Below are 18,745 nucleotides of genomic sequence, written 5' to 3'. Positions count from 1 at the left end.
CCCAACAAACTGCGTTCGTCTCGACGAATTCAGCAACTTAACAATAAACAGAACAACAAACTATTTATTCATATTTATTAACATTCATTAAAAATTTATATCAAAAAAATTACCTTTGACATAAATTTATAAATTTACAAATTTCATTTTATATGTTGAGCAAATACATTAAACTATCAGCAATTTTATTTTTTCTTTCAGTTTCTTTTATTTTTGCACAACAAAAAAAAGACATTAAACCACCGCTTAAAATAAATCAACTCACAAGAATACTTTTTATTTTTGATGCGTCATACAGCATGAACGGAATGTGGCAAAGCGATACCAAAATTGCAATTGCCAAAAAACTTTTAGGTGAACTCCTCGACAGTTTAAAGCAAATTGAATCTTATGAAAATATTGAAGTTGCACTGCGTGTTTATGGTCATCAAAAACCGGTTCCTCCGCAGGATTGCGATGACACCCGACTTGAAATTTCTTTCAGTAAAAAAAATTATGACCGCATAAAAAATAAATTAAAAACAATTGTTCCCAAAGGCACAACTCCTATAGCACAAACGCTTATGGCAGCAGCCGGCGACTTTACTCCCTGTCAGGAATGCAGAAATGTAATTATTTTAATAACCGATGGACTTGAAGAATGTAAGGGCGACCCATGTGCCGTTTCTCAGGAATTGCAAAAAAAAGGAATTTTTCTTAAGCCATTTGTTATCGGTATCGGATTAAAAGATAAATCTTCTCTTGATTGCGTTGGAAGTTACTTCGATGCTGAAGATGAAGAAACTTTTAAAAGCATACTTAATGTTATTATCACTCAGGTTTTAAATACAACAACTGCTCAGGTTAATCTGCTCGACATACATGGCAAACCAACCGAAACAGATGTAAACATGACTTTTTATGATATTAATACCGGAAATGCAAAATATAATTTCATACACACAATTAACTATCGCGGAAATCCCGATACATTGAGAATTGACCATTTGCCAATGTATAAGATTTTTGTTCATACAATTCCTCCTGTTTCAAAAGACAGTGTAAAACTTACTCAAGGAATACACAATATTATAGGCATTGATGCTCCGCAAGGTTATCTTACATTAAGAGTTCAAGGGCTTAATGATTATAAACAAGTTTTACAATGCATTGTTCGCAAAGCCGGTGAAATGGCAACATTGAATGTTCAGGGTTTTAATCAAACCGTAAAATACATTGTAGGAAAATATGACCTTGAAGTTCTTTGTCTGCCACGTTTGATAATTAAAGATGTGAAAATTTCACAAAGCACAACAACAACAGTAGATATTCCGCAGCCGGGAATAGCAACCGTAATCATGCGCACACCCGGAATAGCAAACATTTTTCTGCTTGATAAAAAAGAACTGAAATTTGTTTGCAATATAAATCCAACTGCAACACAGGAATCTTTTCTGCTTGAACCCGGCAATTACAAGCTCGTTTACAGAGCAAGAAATTCTAAAGAAGTTATAAATACAATTGAAAAAATATTTAAAGTTGAAGCTGGTTCTTCAATTAATATTAATATTTTCTAAACAAGAATGAAAAAAATAACATACACTGAAGAGAAAGATACGAGAAGCGGTTTCGGAGAGGGCTTGCTTGAACTCGGAAAAACAAATCCTAATGTTGTTGCATTATGTGCCGACCTAACCGGTTCACTAAAAATGGATGCTTTCGCCAAAGAGTTTCCCGATAGATTTATTCAGGTCGGCATTGCAGAAGCAAATATGATTTGTATTGCAGCAGGCATGACTATCGGCGGTAAAATTCCTTTTGCCGGAAGCTTTGCAAATTTTGTAACAGGAAGAGTGTATGACCAGATACGGCAATCGGTTGCATATTCAAACAAAAATGTAAAAATATGTGCTTCGCATGCGGGAATAACACTTGGCGAAGACGGAGCAACTCATCAGATTCTGGAAGATTTGGGGTTAATGAAAATGCTTCCGAACATGACAGTAATAAATACCTGCGACTTCAACCAAACAAAAGCTGCAACAATTGCAATTGCCAAACATACGGGACCGGTTTATCTTCGCTTCGGCAGACCGAAAGTTCCGAACTTCACTCTTCCAAATCAGAAATTTGAAATCGGAAAAGCAATAATGCTAAATGAAGGAAAAGATGTTACGATATTTGCCACAGGACATCTGGTATGGCAAGCCATTGAAGCAGGTTTTATTCTTGAACAAAAAGGCATTGCTCCCGAAATAATAAATATTCACACCATTAAACCTTTGGATGTTTCAGCAGTCATACAATCGGTAAAAAAAACCGGATGTGTTGTTACGGCAGAAGAACACATGCGAAACGGAGGTTTAGGCGACAGTATTGCGCAATTGCTTTCAATGAATTATCCTGTTCCTGTGGAAATGATTGCCGTTAACGACAAATTCGGTGAAAGCGGCAAACCGGAAGAACTTATGGTTAAATATGGACTTGATGCAACAAACATTGCGGAAGCTGCTCAAAAAGCAATTTCACGAAAAATAACCTAGTCGATAATGACAGAACATCAGCGTTTGCATTTGCTCTGAAAAATGGCTGATTTCCGATAGCTTTCCTTTGGGAATTAAGGATAAAACGTCAGAAAAAATCGTAATTCAGCAATTTTCTTTCAAGCACTAATTAAAAGCCAGTTTCAAAAATCAGCTTTCTTTTTTTTGATATAATTATTTTTTGTACTTTTGAGGTACATTAAAAATAATATTTGTGATATTTTTATACAATGCCCGAAAATCAATTGGTAATTATTTTTTAAGAAAAATAATTAATACTACCAACCGCAGGCGTAAAGTGTATAATATGGAAAGCGCTAGAAGCATCGGCATTGTATATGAAGCAACCAACCAACTGAATTACGACATTGTAAATGATTTCCTAAAATTTCTGAAAGAAAAACAGAAGTCGGTTAAGGTTATTGGTTATATTCCTGAAAGAAAACTTTTTCAGGATTATTATCTGAAACTTGGATTTGATTTTTTTTCTTACAGCGATGTAAACTGGTATCTGAAACCCACAAAGCTCAGTGTAATTGATTTCATTGACACTGACTTTGATGTATTTATTGATTTAAGCACAAAACAACATTTCCCTCTTGATTATATTGCTGCTGCCTCAAAAGCAAAATTCAAAATCGGCAGATTTGTTGAGGGAACAAAAACACCTTACGATATGATGATACATACCGATAAAATAAAATCACTTGAAGAATACATTGAAACCATAAAACTTTATTTTACAACTATAAATAAAATAGCATAATTAAGATAACATACTGCTTTCATATTCCCACACGGGGTTAAATTTTAGATATATCTAAAAACTAAAAAAATGAAAAAAAATCAATTTTTTACAAGTTTAGCGATAGCATTATTTATGTTGCTTTTATCCACTGTGAAAGTGCAATCACAAAAGCAGGGATGGACTATTAGCAATGACCCTTTTAAATCCAATGTTTTCGTAGAAAACCTCGGGCAGTTTAATACGTGGGCTAAAACACCTTCGCCTGCTAAATACGTGGTTAGTAATAATGACCTCATCTTTTTTACAGATAAAGGAGTTACCTTTAAATTAAAAGAAGTCATAACTCGCAGTGAAGAAGAAAATGAGGAAATTGAGCGTGGAGAAAAATCCATGCCCGAACCAAAAACTTATTATATAAATATGCAATGGGATAACTGCAACCCCAATGCAACCATTGAAGTAAGCGAACAATCCGAAGGATATTACACATTCGGAGAAAAAGGATATGAAAATATAAAAGCTAAAGGATACAAAAAACTTGTTTACAAAAATCTTTATCCCGGAATAGATGCAGAATATATAATTCCCGAAAAAGGAGGAATAAAATATTCATTAATTGTTCAGCCGAATGCTGACCTGAGTGTTGTAAAAATGAGCTATACCGGTGATGTAGAAAAGATAAAAACAGATAATGAAGGAAACATTTCAATAAAAACAGAAGCAGGCGACATAACCGACCACACCCCGCAAAGCTTTTATAAAGACAGCAGAGCAAATGTAACTTCAATGTTTGAATTAAAAGATAACATCGTTTCTTTTCAACTCAAAGCTCAAAGCTCAAAGCTCGAAGCTATTGTTGTAGACCCATGGACCACCACTCCTTTCAGCGGAAACACCAAAGCATTAAATGTTGACTATGACGATTTTGGTAATGTTTATATTTCGGGTGGTGATTACGCAGCTCAACTAAGTAAAATTGCAAAGTATCCTCCTTCAGGAGTAGCTCCGATATACGTTTATACTTGCCCTTCCGGATGGGAATCCTCAGCCGGTTATTCTTATGGTAAGCCAACAATTATAAGGCATTCAGGTACTGTTGTTAAATCAGAAGGAGCCGTAAATTTTATGTCTGCTCCTTATGTAAGAATACTTAAATTAAATACAGCGGGGATAATGTCGGGACCATATAACACTGTTTCACCAAACGTACAGCAGGAAATGTGGTGCATGCTTTATAATAATTGTACAAATAAATTATATGGTTTTGGCGGAGGTGTACCATCAGGCAATAATTTACAGATACTTGATACAAGCATTGTAAGCTTAGAGGTGAAAAATGTTAATGTTTTTAACGGCAAATCGAGTAATGATGTTGTGAATGCAGTTTTTGATGATAATGGTGATGCCTATATAATATTTGCATCTTTACTTGCACCACAGGGACCGGGAACATACCCCGACAATTACTTAATGAAAAGCATGGGACCAAATTATAATGCACCTGAATTATTTTCAGTACCCACAGGATACGCATTTAATGAAGCTAAAAATCTTAATTATATTTTTGAGTTAAGCAGTCCCACTGCTACTTTAAGCTCAAACTTATTTAATTGCTTAGCAGTAAACAAAAACTATTTATTCAGTTATGATGGAAAAACATTGAAGGCATGGAATAAAAGCACAGGAGCAGTGCTTGGCAGCATAGTTGTTGATGCTTCTTATCTCGAAAGAAGAAGAGCAGGTATTGCTGCAGACGAATGCGATAATGTATATGTGGGAGGAACAACCAAAGTACATATATTCAACTTTAATGGAAGTGCTTTCACTCCTGAAAATACTATAACAGCTAATATCACAGGAGAAGTTTATGATGTTACTCTTGATAAATCAAGAAGCATATTAATGGTATGTGGAAAAGGTTTTTTAACAACACTTAATGCACCCGCCTCATGTAACAAATTAATAACAAAAGACAGTGTCAGCGGAACATGCACAAATGCAACGGCATGCGTAACTGTTATAAGCGGAGGAACACCTCCTTATACATATAACTGGAGCACTGGTGCTACAACTAATTGTATTTACAACGTCCCGGGAGACACTTATTTAGTAACCATTACTGATAATTCCTCTGCGATACATATTGATACTTTGAAAACCATGGCAATCAACATAAACATGACCCCGGTTCAAGTTACATGCAATGGGAGATGTGATGGTTCGGCTGTTGCAAGTCCTTCCAATGGCATACCGCCTTACACTTTTACATGGTCAAACGGCGGAACAGGAGCATCTATCACTAACCTATGCGAAGGAACATATACGATTTCCATTACAGATTCAACAGGTTGCACCGGTACGAACTCAACCATAATTACTGCTTCGATACCTAATATCATTGTTACAGCAGGAACGATATGTAATGGGAATTGTGCAAATATTTCTGCTACCGGAGGAGCTACTTACACATGGAATACTTCACCTGAACAATACGGTAGTGCAATAAATGTTTGTCCAACAACAGCCACAAATTATTTGGTTACAGGCACAGATGCAACCGGATGTACAAATACTTCTTCTGCAATAGTTACAGTTTATACGAACCCAACCGTTGTTTTGAATGGAGGAACAATAACACAAGGACAATCAATAACATTATGTGCAAGTGGAGCCGGTACATATACATGGGATACATCGCAAACAGGTTCTTGTATTACTGTTTCGCCAACAGTAAATACAACATATTCGGTAACAGGGACAGATGCAAACGGCTGCATCGGTACATGTTCAAATGTAGTTACAATTACGGTTGGCGTAAAAGAAATTGTTGGCAATGACATTGGGTTGAATATTTATCCTAATCCTACATACAGATTTATTATTATTGAAAAAAACAATAACAAACCGGATAAATATATTTTAACTTTAAAAAACATACAAGGGCGGGAAGTATTATCAGAAAAAATTATATTTACCAATACTTATAAATTAGATTTAACAAATGTTGCAAATGGCATGTACTTTTTAACATTGCAAAATGATAAAGGACATTATGTAAATAAAGTTGTGGTGCAGAAGTAAAAATAAAAGAATGAAAAAAAACAAACAACAAAATTTCTTACAAAATAAAATTTTATGACTATGACAAACAAATTTAAAGGAACGGGAGCTGCAATAGTTACTCCTTTTAATAACGACGGAAGTGTAGATTTCAAATCATTTGAAAAAATAATTGAACACATTATTGCCGGAAAATGCGAATATATGGTTGTATCGGGAACAACCGGAGAATCTCCTGTAATTTCAAAAGAAGAAAAAGACGAAATAACAAAATTTGCAATAGAAAAAATAAATAGTAGAGTTCCTATTGTACTTGGTATTGGCGGAAATAACACAAAAGAAGTTGCAAACAGCATTAATCGCACAGATTATAAAATTGATGCCGTCCTGTCGGTTTGCCCGTATTACAACAAACCGCAGCAGCAGGGAATATTTGAACATTACAAAACAATTGCAAACGATAGCCCCTACCCCATTATGATTTATAATGTACCAGGACGTTCGGGAGTTAACATTAAATCCGAAACAACTTTAAAAATTGCAAATGAAATTGAGAAAATTATTGCAGTAAAAGAAGCATCGGGAGATTTGTATCAGATGGCGCAGGTTATAAAAAACAAACCAAAAGATTTTCTCGTAATTTCCGGCGATGATTCAATGACACTGCCTTTGATGTCAATCGGTGGAGATGGCGTTATTTCTGTTATTGCCAATGCATATCCAAAATCATATTCCGACATGGTAAGATTTTGTTTAGAAGAAAATTTTTCGGAAGCAAGAAAAATACATCTTAAATTATCAGACATGATGAATGCCTTATTTGCTGACGGCAGCCCTGCTGGAGTAAAAGCGGCACTTTCAATAAAAGGACTTTGTCAAAACAATCTTAGATTACCCAATGTAAAAGTCAATGAACAAACATTCGAACTGATTAAAAAATTAGATAAAGAAATTTAAAAAATATTCAGTACCAATCCGAAATTCAAAGCAGTAACAAGAATTGCAATTATAAGGATAACTACGGTTATTCTTTTTTTGTTTACATATTCTCCCATAACTTTTTTTGAGGAAGTCATGTAAATAAGTGAAAAAATACTTATAGGTAACTGAATGCACAAAAAAGTTTGTGAATAAATTAGTGTACTAAAAGGATTTCCTGTAATGAAAATTATAATCAGAGCAAAGAAAAGGGTTACGCATACACCAATCTTTGTATGGTAATCTTTAATATCATAAGGTTCTTTGAAAAATCCCGAAAACATGCTCCCTCCTGCTATTCCTGCCGTTATGCTTGATGAAAATCCGGCAAATATGAGTGCTACCGCAAAAACAACTGAAGCATTTGTTCCGAGCAATGGCGTGAGAACAGCTTTTGCTTGTTGTAATTCATTAACTACAATTTTATTTTCGAAAAATATTGCTGCTGCAAGAATTATCATGGCGCAATTAATAGCCCACCCGATAATCATCGAAAACAGAGTATCAAAAAATTCATAATTTAATTGTTTGCGGATTGTTTGTTTCGATTCCCTATTCCATTGCCTGCTTTGAATAATTTCAGAATGAAGATACAAGTTATGTGGCATGATAACAGAGCCAATAATGCTTGCAATAATTATAAGCGAACCGTGCGGGAAACCTGGTTTTACAATACTAACAACAGATTCAGTCCATTTAATATCAATTAAATTTAATTCATAAATAAAAGAGATACCGATAATTGAAACAAATGCTATAATCCAGCTTTCAATACTTTTATAAGAATTAGTAAAGAGCAGAATAAATGCACAAATCGTAGAAATCGAAGCTCCGAGCCATATTGGCATTCCAAAAAGCATTTGTAATCCTATTGCACATCCCAAAATTGCGGCAATGGCAGTAGATACAGAAGCCAATACTGCGGTAATAATAATTATTTTTGAAAATTTAGGTTTAATATAAATTGCTGTGGCTTCCGAAAGACAATAGCCTGTTGCGATTCCGAGGTGAGCTGCATTATGCTGAACTACAATAAGCATTAATGTTGAAAATGTTACAACCCACAATAATGAATATCCGAAAGTCGAGCCCGCTTCAACATTCACCGCCCAATTACCGGGGTCGATAAAACCGGCAGTAACAAGCAAACCGGGACCAATATACTTTAGAATTTCAAGTCCTCCTAACTTTGGATTATGCCCTTCTTTGCTTAATATTTTGGGAAATTTAAACATTCTGTTGAACTTAATTTAATTATTATACTTTGTGAACTTTGTTAAACCCTTTGTGTTCTTTGTGGTAAAAAAAGATAACCACAAAGGGCACAAAGAAAAATTTCACAAAGAACACAAAGGACAGTACTTAATTAGCAATGCCAAAAACAAACAATTTAATATATGCTGCTTGCAACTACATAAAATCTTATCCTATATAAAGTATATTATGTACAGCAAAATTAATAATTATAAATAAAAAGTTTCATATACATAAAAATATATTTAATTTTGTAGTAAAACTTAATAACCTATTTTAATAAAACTTTATAATCTATTATTTTATAATAAAAATTAAAAATGAGCGAAGATATATTTCAGGGATATAAGGGACAAGCTCTTGAAGTGTTGAAAAAATTCAATGTGAGAGTTTGGGGACAGACAGAAATTGAAACCACACGCGGAAAATTCAAAGGCACTGTATTGCCTCGTTCCGAGAACGATGATGATAAACATATTGTTCTGAAAATTATTACCGGTTACAATGTCGGGATTGATATTGAAACGGTAAAAAGCATGAAAGAAACCGGTTACAAAAAAGCGAATTATAAAATACCCGAAAAAGAATTTCCCTACACCGAAGGATTACCAAAAGTAAAATTATTCGGAACAGGAGGAACAATTGCTTCGCGCCTTGATTACAGAACAGGTGCCGTAATTCCTGCATTTTCTCCCGGCGAATTATACGGGGCGGTTCCCGAACTTGCCGACATCTGCAATCTTGATACAGAAAAACTCTTTGCTGTTTTCAGCGAAAATATGGGACCCGAGCAATATAAAAAACTCGCAATTGCAATAGGTAAAGAAATAGAAAAAGGAATTGACGGAATTATAATTGGTCATGGCACCGACACTCTTCACCACACTGCCGCTGCAATAACATTCATGGTTCAGAATTCACCGGTTCCAATTGTACTTGTGGGTTCACAGCGTTCATCCGACCGTCCTTCTTCCGATGCCGCACTTAATTTAATGCATGCCGCAACAGCAGCAGGTCATGGCGACATTGCCGAAGTCATGGTTTGCATGTTCGGTCCCACTTCCGATGAATACGGACTGCTACACAGAGGTACAAGAGTAAGAAAAATGCACTCATCGTATCGTTCAACATTCAGAACTATCGGCGATACTCCTTTGGCTACAGTTACCAGAAAAGGTGTGAAACCCATAAAATCCATATACAATCACAGAAGAAAAGATAACAATGTTAAAATTCTTCCTTTTTTTGAAGAAAAAGTTGCAATGATATATTATTATACCAACATGCAGCCCGACATGATAGATTCATTGGTAGATAATGGATATAAAGGAATAATTATTATAGGAACAGGACTTGGTCATGTAAATAAACCATTGTATCCTGCAATTGAAAGGGCAACAAAAAAAGGAGTGGTTATATTCATGACTGTTCAAACTCTTTGGGGATATGTTCACATGTTCGTTTATGATACAGGAAGAGATTTAATGTCAAAAGGAGTAGTGCCTCTGGCAAACATGCTCCCTGAAGTTGCATATATAAAACTTGGCTGGACATTGGGACAAACAAGCGATATTGAAGAAGTAAAAAAAATGATGCTGACTCCTATAAATGATGAAATAACCGAAAGAGAACCATATAACGGTTATCTTGTTTATCAGGGAGGAGTTCCGGAAGTGGAAGAATTTATAAGAAAAGTTCATAAATAAATGTATAATGAATAAATAATAATTAATAATCGGCGGTATTTGCTGACATGTTGTTTTTTTCATTATTAATTATTAATTAATATGATAATCCGTAGTAAAGCTCCATTACGATTAGGTTTAGCTGGCGGCGGTTCAGATGTTTCGCCTTATTCTGATATTCATGGCGGAGCTATTTTAAATGCTACAATCAGCATGTACGCATACTCCACAATCAAACCGCGTTTCAACGAAAAAATAGTAATTTATTCGGTAGACAAAAATCAAATTGTAGAATTTGATTCAAAAAAAATATTGCCGATTGACGGAAAGCTTGATTTACTGAAAGGCGTTTACAACAGAATTATAAAGGACTTTATAAAACAACCCCTATCTTTCGAATTAACTACTTTCGTTGATGCTCCTCCGGGTTCGGGGCTTGGAAGTTCTTCAACTCTTGTCGTTGCCGTTATAGGCGCATTTGTTGAATGGTTGAAATTACCACTTGGCGAATATGACATCGCTCATCTTGCTTATGAAATTGAAAGAATTGACCTTGGCATGGCGGGCGGTAAACAAGACCAATATGCGGCAACATTCGGCGGTGTGAATTACATGGAGTTTTATGATAATGACAAAGTAATTGTAAACCCATTAAGGATTCATGAAAAATATCTCGATGAATTATCATACAATCTGATTCTTTACAACACCGAAACAAGCCGTCTTTCATCAAAAATTATCGAAGCGCAGGTGGAAAATGTAAAACAAAGCAATGAAAAGTCAATTGAGGCAATGCACAAAGTAAAAGAACAATCGGCTTTGATGAAAGAAGCAATCTTAAAAGGAAACCTGAACGATGTCGGAAAACTTATCGATGCGGGCTGGCAGCACAAAAAGAAAATGGCAAAAGGAATAACAAACGAACTTATTGACGAAATTTATGAAACTGCAATAAATGCAGGAGCCAACGGCGGCAAGGTAACCGGTGCCGGCGGCGGCGGCTTTATCACTTTTTATTGCCCGAATAATTCAAGATATAAAGTTATTGAGGCACTAAAAAAATTCGGCGGCAGAATAAAAAATTACGAATTCACATCAAAAGGACTTACCACCTGGAGTATTTAGTTTTCAGTTAAAACTTCGATATTCGACATTCATTATTCGATGTTCGATATTTTTTTAATTTTTTATTTTTTCATTCCCTTATAAACCTTCCCACACCCAATCCTTTTTCATTTATAACTTTTATAAAACATAACAAATTCTCATTTTACAAAAAAAATATTTTTTTTTTGTAAAATCAAAAAAATGTTTTAGGTTTGTTAAGTATTGTTATTTTATAAACAAATAAGATAAAAACTAAAAAAATATGGAACTACTTGCTCAAATATTTGCAAATGCTAAAAAGCATTACAAAAAAATAGTTCTTCCGGAAGGCACGGAAGACAGAACTCTTAAAGCTGCCGATGTTGCAATAAAAGAAGCAATTGCACAAATAATACTTCTTGGCAACAAAGATGAAATAATGCAAAAAGCCAAAAGTTTAAATTTACAAAATATAGAAAAAGCAAAAATAGTTGACCCCAAAAATCACGAAAAGAAAGAGCAATATGTAAATGCTTTGGTAGAAATCAGAAAAAGCAAAGGGCTTACAAAAGAAGAAGCAACTAAACTAATTGAAGACCCGCTTTATCTCGGCGTGATGATGATTAAAATGGGCGACTGCGATGGCGAAGTTGCCGGTGCCATGAATGCAACAGGTAACGTATTAAGACCTGCATTGCAAATTGTAAAAACTTTACCAGGCATTAGTGTTGTTTCGGGTGCATTTATCATGATTTTGAAAGATAATAAATTCGGTGAAAACGGAATACTTGTTTTTGCCGACTGTGCCGTTCATCCCAATCCTACCGAAAGAGAACTTGCTGAAATTGCAGTGGCAACAGCAAGAACAGCAAAAGCAATTGTAGGATTCGAACCCAGAGTTGCAATGCTTAGTTTCTCAACCAAAGGAAGTGCAAAACATGAATTGTGTGATAAAGTTATTAACGCAACAAGAATTGCAAAAGAAATTAACCCTTCACTAAAAATTGACGGCGAATTTCAGGCAGATGCGGCAATTGTTGAATCTGTTGGTAAGAGCAAAGCTCCAGGAAGCGAAATAGCGGGCAAGGCAAACGTGCTTGTATTTCCCGATTTACAATCAGGTAATATTGCTTATAAACTTGTTCAACGATTGGCAGGCGCCGAAGCTATAGGTCCTGTTTTGCAAGGAATGGCAGCCCCTATCAATGACCTTTCAAGGGGTTGCTCGGTAGAAGATATTACAAGTTTGATTGCTATTACAGTTAATCAGGCAGCTTCAAAATAAATCAGAATTAATTTAATAATTAACTATAAAAATTTAACTTCATGAAAATATTAGTGCTTAACTGCGGAAGTTCTTCAATAAAATATCAATTGCTTGACATGGCTAATAATGCCGAATTACTTGCAATAGGATTATTGGAAAGAGTTGGTCTTAAGGACAGCGAATTAACCCATATACCAAAGGGCAAGGATAAATACAAACTTGTAAAAGATGCACCCGACCATACTGTAGGAATAGATTTGATTTTAAAAATTTTAGTTGACCCCGTACAAGGTGTTATTAAAGATATAAATGAAATCATAGCTGTAGGACACAGAGTTGTTCACGGAGGAGAGAAATTCAGCGGCAGCGTTAAAATTACACAGGAAATTATAGATAAGATGGAAGAATGTGTACCTCTTGCACCACTTCATAATCCTGCGAATTTAAAAGGTATTTATGCTATTCAGAAACTATTGCCGAAGGTTCAACAATGCGGAGTTTTTGATACATCTTTCCACCAGACAATGCCTGATTACGCTTATATGTATGCGTTACCTTACGAATTATATGACAAATACAGAGTTCGCAGATACGGATTTCACGGAACAAGCCATAGATATATTTCGGCAAAAGCTGCTGAATTTCTTGGCAAAGAATACAACAGTTTGAAAATAATAACATGCCACCTCGGAAACGGAGCATCAATTGCTGCAATTGATAAAGGCAAATCGGTTGACACATCAATGGGACTAACACCAGTTGAAGGATTGATAATGGGAACAAGAAGCGGCGACCTTGACCTTGGCGCAATGTTTTTTATAATGGAAAAAGAAAAACTTGATATAAACGGGGCAAACAATCTTGTAAACAAAAAAAGCGGAATGCTCGGCATAACAGGTGTTTCATCTGATATGAGAGATATTGAAAATGCAGCAAATAAAGAAAATAACAAAAGAGCAGCACTCGGTTTAAAAATGTATTGTTACAGAATAAAAAAATATATCGGTTCTTATGCTGCAGCAATGGGTGGCGTTGATATAATTATTTTCTCGGGTGGTGTTGGTGAAAACGGACCGGAAACAAGAGAAGAAATATGTGAAGGTCTTGAATTTATGGGCGTTGAATTCGATAAAGATGTAAATAAAGGATTGAGAAGCAAGCTTATAGATATTTCAAAACCATCTTCAAAAGTTAAGGTTCTTATTGTTCCCACAAATGAAGAGCTTGTAATTGCTCAGGATACATTAGAAATTATTGAAGGAAGAATGTAGGTCTTTATCCTAAAAACGTAAATTTTGTAATCGGTAACCGGTAATCAGTTAAAAATACTGAATACTGGTTACCGATTACTTGTTTCCGGTTTTAAACTTTTTTTTTATTTTAAAACCATTTTAAGCAACCTTTTTTATATCTTTAGTGTCTTAATTATAAGTTTTATTCTAAAAAATATGAAGACACTTATTATTTTTTTTATTTTATTATCAATAAATACTTCTAATTCCTTTTCGCAAAATATTAATTTTATTGAAAATAAAAATCAGTGGGATTCAAAAATTCTGTTCAAAGCTGACTTGCCTTCAGGTGCGGTTTTTCTTGAAAAAAATTGCTTAACTTATAACTTTTTCAATATTGACGAAATGCCTCGCCACCATGCTGGCAACAATAAAACAGGTGTTGTTCACTTTCATGCTTTCAAAATGAACTTTCAGAACTGCAATAGAAATATTGAAATAAAATCAAGTGAAGCAAATTCCGATTATCTGAATTATTTTATTGGAAACGACAAAAGCAAATGGGCACCGAAAGTAAACAATTATAAAGTTGTTGAATATATAAATTTATATTCTAATATTGATTTAAAAATCCGTTCTCAAAACAATACTTTGGCTTATGATTACATTATAAAACCAGGAGGTAAGCCGGAAGATATTTCTCTGAATTTTGAAGGATTAGAAAATATTTTTATTTCTTCCGGTGGAAATCTTGTTATTAAAACTTCGGTGAATCAAATTGTAGAAACAAAACCTTTTGCTTATCAAACAGCAAATAATGCAAAAAGTAAAGTTGAGTGCAACTTTATAATTAATGGAAATACAATTAGCTTTTCCTTTCCTAATGGATATGATAAAAAACAAACATTAATTATTGACCCTGCTTTGATATTTTCCACCTATTCTGGTTCAACTGCTGACAACTTTGGTTTTACTGCAACTTATGACCATAAGAATAATGTTTATGCCGGAAGCGTTGCTTTTGCCACCGGTTATCCTGTATCAACAGGAGCATATCAGCAAGTTTTTGGAGGTATTTGCGATATTGCAATAATCAAGTATAACCCAACAGGTACAACAAGATTATGGGCAACATATTTAGGAGGTGATGAAGGAGATATGCCACATAGCCTTGTGGTTGATGAATTTGATAATTTATTGGTATTTGGAACATCTGGTTCAAGCAACTATCCTGTAACAACCAATGCATACAATAAAATTTTTAAAGGCGGAGCTCCATTTGATTGGGATTATAGTTTGCGCTATTTTCATGGAAGCGATATTATCATTACAAAATTGAGCGAAGATGGCTCTAATCTTTTAGCATCTACATTTGTTAGTGGTTCGGGAAATGATGGTATAAACTGCAAACCATATATAGCAAATGCAAGTGTTCCATTTGCAACTTTATTACAAGGCAATGACTCATTATATTATAATTATGCCGACATAGCAAGAGGTGAAATAATTGTTGATAACAAAAATAATGTATATGTTGGAACATGTACTTTTTCTTCTGATTTCCCAACAACATCACAATCTTTTCAGCAAACTTCGTCGGGAAAACAAGAAGGTGTAGTTTTTAAGATGGACCCAAATCTCACAACATTAGTTTGGAGTTCGTATATTGGAGGTACTAATGATGATGCAATTTATTCTTTGGATTTGGATAGAAATTATGATGTGTATGTTGCAGGAGGTACAAACTCTACTGATTTTCCAACTTCAACTGTAGCTTATGATAAAACATATAACGGCGGCTCTGCTGATGCTTTTGTTGCTCATATTTCTAATGATGGAAAAAATTTAATTGCATCATCGTACTTTGGTGCCTCAAGTTATGACCAAGCTTATTTCGTTAGAACTGACAGGTATGATAGGGTATATATTACGGGACAAACAAAAAATTCAGGTTATTCTCTTATTATAAATAATCCAATATACCAAAAACCAAATAGTGGACAGTTTATTGCTAAATTTGATAAAATGCTAACCAATATAATCTGGTCAACCGTTTTTGGAACAGGAAATGGTAATCCTAATATTTCCATTACGGCGTTTGCAGTTGATATATGTCACAGAATTTATCTTTCCGGCTGGGGAAGGGAGTGGGGAATTGTTTATGGCTGGAACAATAACGAAGGCACAAAAGGAATGGATATTACTCCCGATGCTATTCAAAAAGTTACCGATGGTCAGGATTTTTATGTAATGGTTATGAAAGATGATGCGTCATCATTGGATTTTGCTACTTTTTTTGGTGAGGAACACAATAACTCTTATGCATGTAATTCTTCACCCAACCCAAATAATAAATATAGTAGCGGGCAAGACCACGTTGATGGTGGTACAAGCAGGTTTGATAAAAAGGGAAATATAATTCAATCTGTTTGTGCGAGTTGTTGGGGATGCGACTCGTTTCCTACATACCCAAATCCGGGTGCATGGTCAAATAGAAGTGGTGCAATTCCTATTGCAGGTTGTAATAATGCAGTTTTTAAAATAAATATTATAAATGATATTGTTGCAACTGATTTTTCTGCAAATGTAGATTGCAGCAGCAATGTTGGTTTTGATAATTATAGTAATGGGGTTACTTATAAATGGGATTTTGGTGATGGCACAACTTCATCGGAAATAAATCCCGTTCATAATTTTCCTGGTTCCGGAACATATACTGTTTCATTAATCTCAACGGACGCATCAAAGTGCAATATTGCTGATACTGTTTCTAAGGAGGTTGTAATAACAATAAATGCAGTATTCGTTAACGCTACTGCTGACGAGCACTCTCTTTATATTGGACAAAATACAACTTTACATGCTGTTCCATATAATCCAAATTATACATACAAATGGCTCCCATCAACCGGTTTGAGCGATTCAAATATACCCAATCCCGTTTTAACACCAAGTGTAAATACAACTTACACAGTTGTTGTTTCTGATACAATTGGCTGCACAGCAATGGATACAGTTGTAATAAGAATAAAAGAAGGAATTTGCAATGAGCCATACATTTACATTCCCAATGCTTTCACACCTAATAGAGATAATAAAAATGATGTCATGTACGTAAGAGCGGCAGGAGGATTAATTACAAAACTTTATTTTGCAATTTACGACCGTTGGGGTGAAAAAGTTTTTGAAACTACTGATACAAAAAAAGGATGGAATGGACTTTATAGAGGAAAAATTCTGCCACCCGATGTTTATGATTATTACATAGAAGTTTATTGTGTAAATAAAGAAAAATATTTTAAGAAAGGAAATATTACTTTAATAAGATAAAAAAAGTTAATCGTTAATTGTAAAAAAATTGCTTATAAAAAAAAACATATTAACATCATTTCTTCTTTTGTTTATCATGAGATGTTTATCGCAGGATATACATTTTACACAATTCAATTATTCGCCTTTAAATCTAAATCCCGCACAGGCAGGAATGTTTGATGGGACACACCGATTTATTTTAAACAACAGAACACAATGGCGTTCGGTTACTGTTCCTTATTCCACAAGTTCCATATCAAGCGATATGCATTTGAATTTTATAAAATTCAAACAGGATGTCTTCGGCTTGGGACTAACGGTTAATACTGATAAAGCCGGCGATTCCGAATACGGTACAACTCAGATAAATTGTTCTTTTTCGGCTATCATGCCTATTAGTAAAGCAAGCATTCATTTGCTCTCACTCGCTATTGAAACCGGAATTGCACAAACAAGCATAAATTATACAAAGCTTCATTTCGATAACCAATGGAATGGTTTGAAATATGACCCTAATTTGAGTACAGGTGAAAATTTTACCGTGAATAATTATTTTTATTACGACCTTTCATTTGGAGGAAGCTGGCGATATAAACCCAAAGACAGATTTATTGTAAATTCCGGCATTGCTTTGTATCATATTACAAAACCGAAGCAATCGCTGTTTTACAACAATGATATAAGATTGAACAGGAGAATTTCAATATTCGGAAATGCTGAAATCAAATGTACAAAGGAAATAGATATTTTACCTTCATTGTTTTTTGAATATCAAAAGCCATACAAGGAATTTTTAATAGGTGCTGCCGGAAGATATATCATCAAAGAAAAATCCAAAGAATATACAACTGCACTTGCCGGAATATACACAAGAATGGGAGATGCAGCAATGCTCATGCTCGGAATGGAATATAAAAAATGGAGTATAACAATGAGCTATGATTTTAATTATTCGCGATTTGTTCCGGCTACTAAAGATAAAGGGGGTTTTGAAATTGCAATTATTTATATTATTAATAAACCAAAACTCGAAAGAATTAAAACAACTCCTTGTCCGATTATTTAAAACTTCGATATTCGATATTCGACATTCAGTATTCGATGTTCGATATTTAAATAGTTTAAAGTTTAATGTCTAAAGTTTAAAGTTTCGGCATTTTGTTGTTTGTGTTTATAATTTAAAAATTGAAAAATGAAAAACTTTTATGTTCATTATTTTTAAAATGCTATTATTGACAAGCATTATGTGGTTTGTATATAAAGTCAACATATTTATAAAAACCCGTTAGGGTTTAAATAATAATAGCCCCATGCTTTAGCATGGGGTAAGGAAATATCAAAGTATTCAGCGTTGCAAGCAAAAAGTAACTTAATTGATATAATGCATTATGCAACGCAGAGTAAAGAGTTTATAAAAAGCTCTATTTGAAATTTGACTATATAGTGTCTGTATATAAAGTTGAGAGTTTGGTTCAGAATGTTCGAGTTCGAGGCTTTCGAGGTTTAAAAATCAGGAGTTTACTAAAGTAAATGACTGATTTTTAAAACGAGAATAACGAAGAAATCGGACATTATGGACAAACTCTATATAATAATTAAAA

At 34.3% G+C, this 18,745-nt stretch carries 12 protein-coding genes; 11 read left to right on the top strand and 1 reads right to left on the bottom strand.

Translation table 11 applies throughout. The annotated features are described in order from the left end of the window. Window positions 1-152 precede the first annotated feature (152 nt). The 5 genes from WC223_07995 to dapA all read left to right on the top strand — a co-directional run bounded on the left by WC223_07995 (window position 153) and on the right by dapA (window position 7,287). Window positions 153-1,556 carry a VWA domain-containing protein gene (locus WC223_07995; protein ID MFA6924184.1) on the top strand — a complete coding sequence of 468 codons (1,404 nt, stop codon included), beginning with the start codon at window positions 153-155 and terminating at the stop codon, window positions 1,554-1,556. Window positions 1,557-1,562: 6 nt separating this feature from the next. Beyond that, complete coding sequence (locus WC223_07990; GenBank protein ID MFA6924183.1) at window positions 1,563-2,522, top strand: transketolase C-terminal domain-containing protein; 960 nt, start codon at window positions 1,563-1,565, stop codon at window positions 2,520-2,522. 307 nt (window positions 2,523-2,829) lie between these two features. Next, window positions 2,830-3,288 carry a hypothetical protein gene (locus tag WC223_07985; GenBank protein ID MFA6924182.1) on the top strand — a complete coding sequence of 153 codons (459 nt, stop codon included), beginning with the start codon at window positions 2,830-2,832 and terminating at the stop codon, window positions 3,286-3,288. Between the two features lie 69 nt (window positions 3,289-3,357). Further along, complete coding sequence (locus WC223_07980; protein MFA6924181.1) at window positions 3,358-6,351, top strand: T9SS type A sorting domain-containing protein; 2,994 nt, start codon at window positions 3,358-3,360, stop codon at window positions 6,349-6,351. 60 nt (window positions 6,352-6,411) lie between these two features. Further along, window positions 6,412-7,287 (top strand): 4-hydroxy-tetrahydrodipicolinate synthase, encoded by an 876-nt coding sequence (dapA, locus tag WC223_07975; GenBank protein ID MFA6924180.1) that lies wholly within the window; start codon window positions 6,412-6,414, stop codon window positions 7,285-7,287. Here dapA and WC223_07970 read toward each other — a convergent pair. Beyond that, on the bottom strand, window positions 7,284-8,543 hold the full coding sequence (locus WC223_07970) for an Nramp family divalent metal transporter (GenBank protein ID MFA6924179.1): 1,260 nt from the start codon (window positions 8,541-8,543) through the stop codon (window positions 7,284-7,286). The two genes, dapA and WC223_07970, sit on opposite strands and share 4 nt — an antisense overlap. A 339-nt stretch (window positions 8,544-8,882) precedes the next feature. On the opposite strand from WC223_07970, the gene gatD reads away from it, so the two are divergent. The 6 genes from gatD to WC223_07940 all read left to right on the top strand — a co-directional run bounded on the left by gatD (window position 8,883) and on the right by WC223_07940 (window position 18,210). Then, window positions 8,883-10,268: a Glu-tRNA(Gln) amidotransferase subunit GatD gene (gatD, locus tag WC223_07965; GenBank protein MFA6924178.1), complete on the top strand. Its 1,386-nt coding sequence runs from the start codon at window positions 8,883-8,885 to the stop codon at window positions 10,266-10,268. A gap of 81 nt (window positions 10,269-10,349) precedes the next feature. Next, window positions 10,350-11,372 (top strand): dehydrogenase, encoded by a 1,023-nt coding sequence (locus WC223_07960; protein ID MFA6924177.1) that lies wholly within the window; start codon window positions 10,350-10,352, stop codon window positions 11,370-11,372. A gap of 244 nt (window positions 11,373-11,616) precedes the next feature. Further along, a complete protein-coding gene (pta, locus tag WC223_07955) occupies window positions 11,617-12,618 on the top strand; it encodes a phosphate acetyltransferase (protein MFA6924176.1) in 1,002 nt (333 codons plus the stop codon). A gap of 41 nt (window positions 12,619-12,659) precedes the next feature. Next, complete coding sequence (locus WC223_07950) at window positions 12,660-13,871, top strand: acetate kinase (GenBank protein MFA6924175.1); 1,212 nt, start codon at window positions 12,660-12,662, stop codon at window positions 13,869-13,871. 177 nt (window positions 13,872-14,048) lie between these two features. After that, on the top strand, window positions 14,049-17,162 hold the full coding sequence (locus tag WC223_07945; protein MFA6924174.1) for a T9SS type B sorting domain-containing protein: 3,114 nt from the start codon (window positions 14,049-14,051) through the stop codon (window positions 17,160-17,162). Window positions 17,163-17,190: 28 nt separating this feature from the next. Further along, window positions 17,191-18,210: a PorP/SprF family type IX secretion system membrane protein gene (locus WC223_07940; GenBank protein ID MFA6924173.1), complete on the top strand. Its 1,020-nt coding sequence runs from the start codon at window positions 17,191-17,193 to the stop codon at window positions 18,208-18,210. The last annotated feature ends 535 nt before the right edge of the window (window positions 18,211-18,745 follow it).

Source organism: Bacteroidales bacterium (assembly GCA_041671145.1).
In the GTDB taxonomy this organism is placed as follows: Bacteria; Bacteroidota; Bacteroidia; order Bacteroidales; family JAHJDW01; genus JAQUPB01.
The sequence above is the reverse complement of the archived record's forward strand: the minus strand, read 5'-3'. Positions and strand labels throughout refer to the sequence as shown.

Excerpts from the sequence above, each read along its gene's own strand:
- WC223_07995 (MFA6924184.1), top strand. The coding sequence starts at position 153 with ATGTTGAGCAAATACATTAAACTATCAGCAATTTTATTTTTTCTTTCA.
- WC223_07990 (MFA6924183.1), top strand. The coding sequence starts at position 1,563 with ATGAAAAAAATAACATACACTGAAGAGAAAGATACGAGAAGCGGTTTC.
- WC223_07985 (MFA6924182.1), top strand. The coding sequence starts at position 2,830 with ATGGAAAGCGCTAGAAGCATCGGCATTGTATATGAAGCAACCAACCAA.
- WC223_07980 (MFA6924181.1), top strand. The coding sequence starts at position 3,358 with ATGAAAAAAAATCAATTTTTTACAAGTTTAGCGATAGCATTATTTATG.
- dapA (MFA6924180.1), top strand. The coding sequence starts at position 6,412 with ATGACAAACAAATTTAAAGGAACGGGAGCTGCAATAGTTACTCCTTTT.
- WC223_07970 (MFA6924179.1), bottom strand. The coding sequence starts at position 8,543 with ATGTTTAAATTTCCCAAAATATTAAGCAAAGAAGGGCATAATCCAAAG.
- gatD (MFA6924178.1), top strand. The coding sequence starts at position 8,883 with ATGAGCGAAGATATATTTCAGGGATATAAGGGACAAGCTCTTGAAGTG.
- WC223_07960 (MFA6924177.1), top strand. The coding sequence starts at position 10,350 with ATGATAATCCGTAGTAAAGCTCCATTACGATTAGGTTTAGCTGGCGGC.
- pta (MFA6924176.1), top strand. The coding sequence starts at position 11,617 with ATGGAACTACTTGCTCAAATATTTGCAAATGCTAAAAAGCATTACAAA.
- WC223_07950 (MFA6924175.1), top strand. The coding sequence starts at position 12,660 with ATGAAAATATTAGTGCTTAACTGCGGAAGTTCTTCAATAAAATATCAA.
- WC223_07945 (MFA6924174.1), top strand. The coding sequence starts at position 14,049 with ATGAAGACACTTATTATTTTTTTTATTTTATTATCAATAAATACTTCT.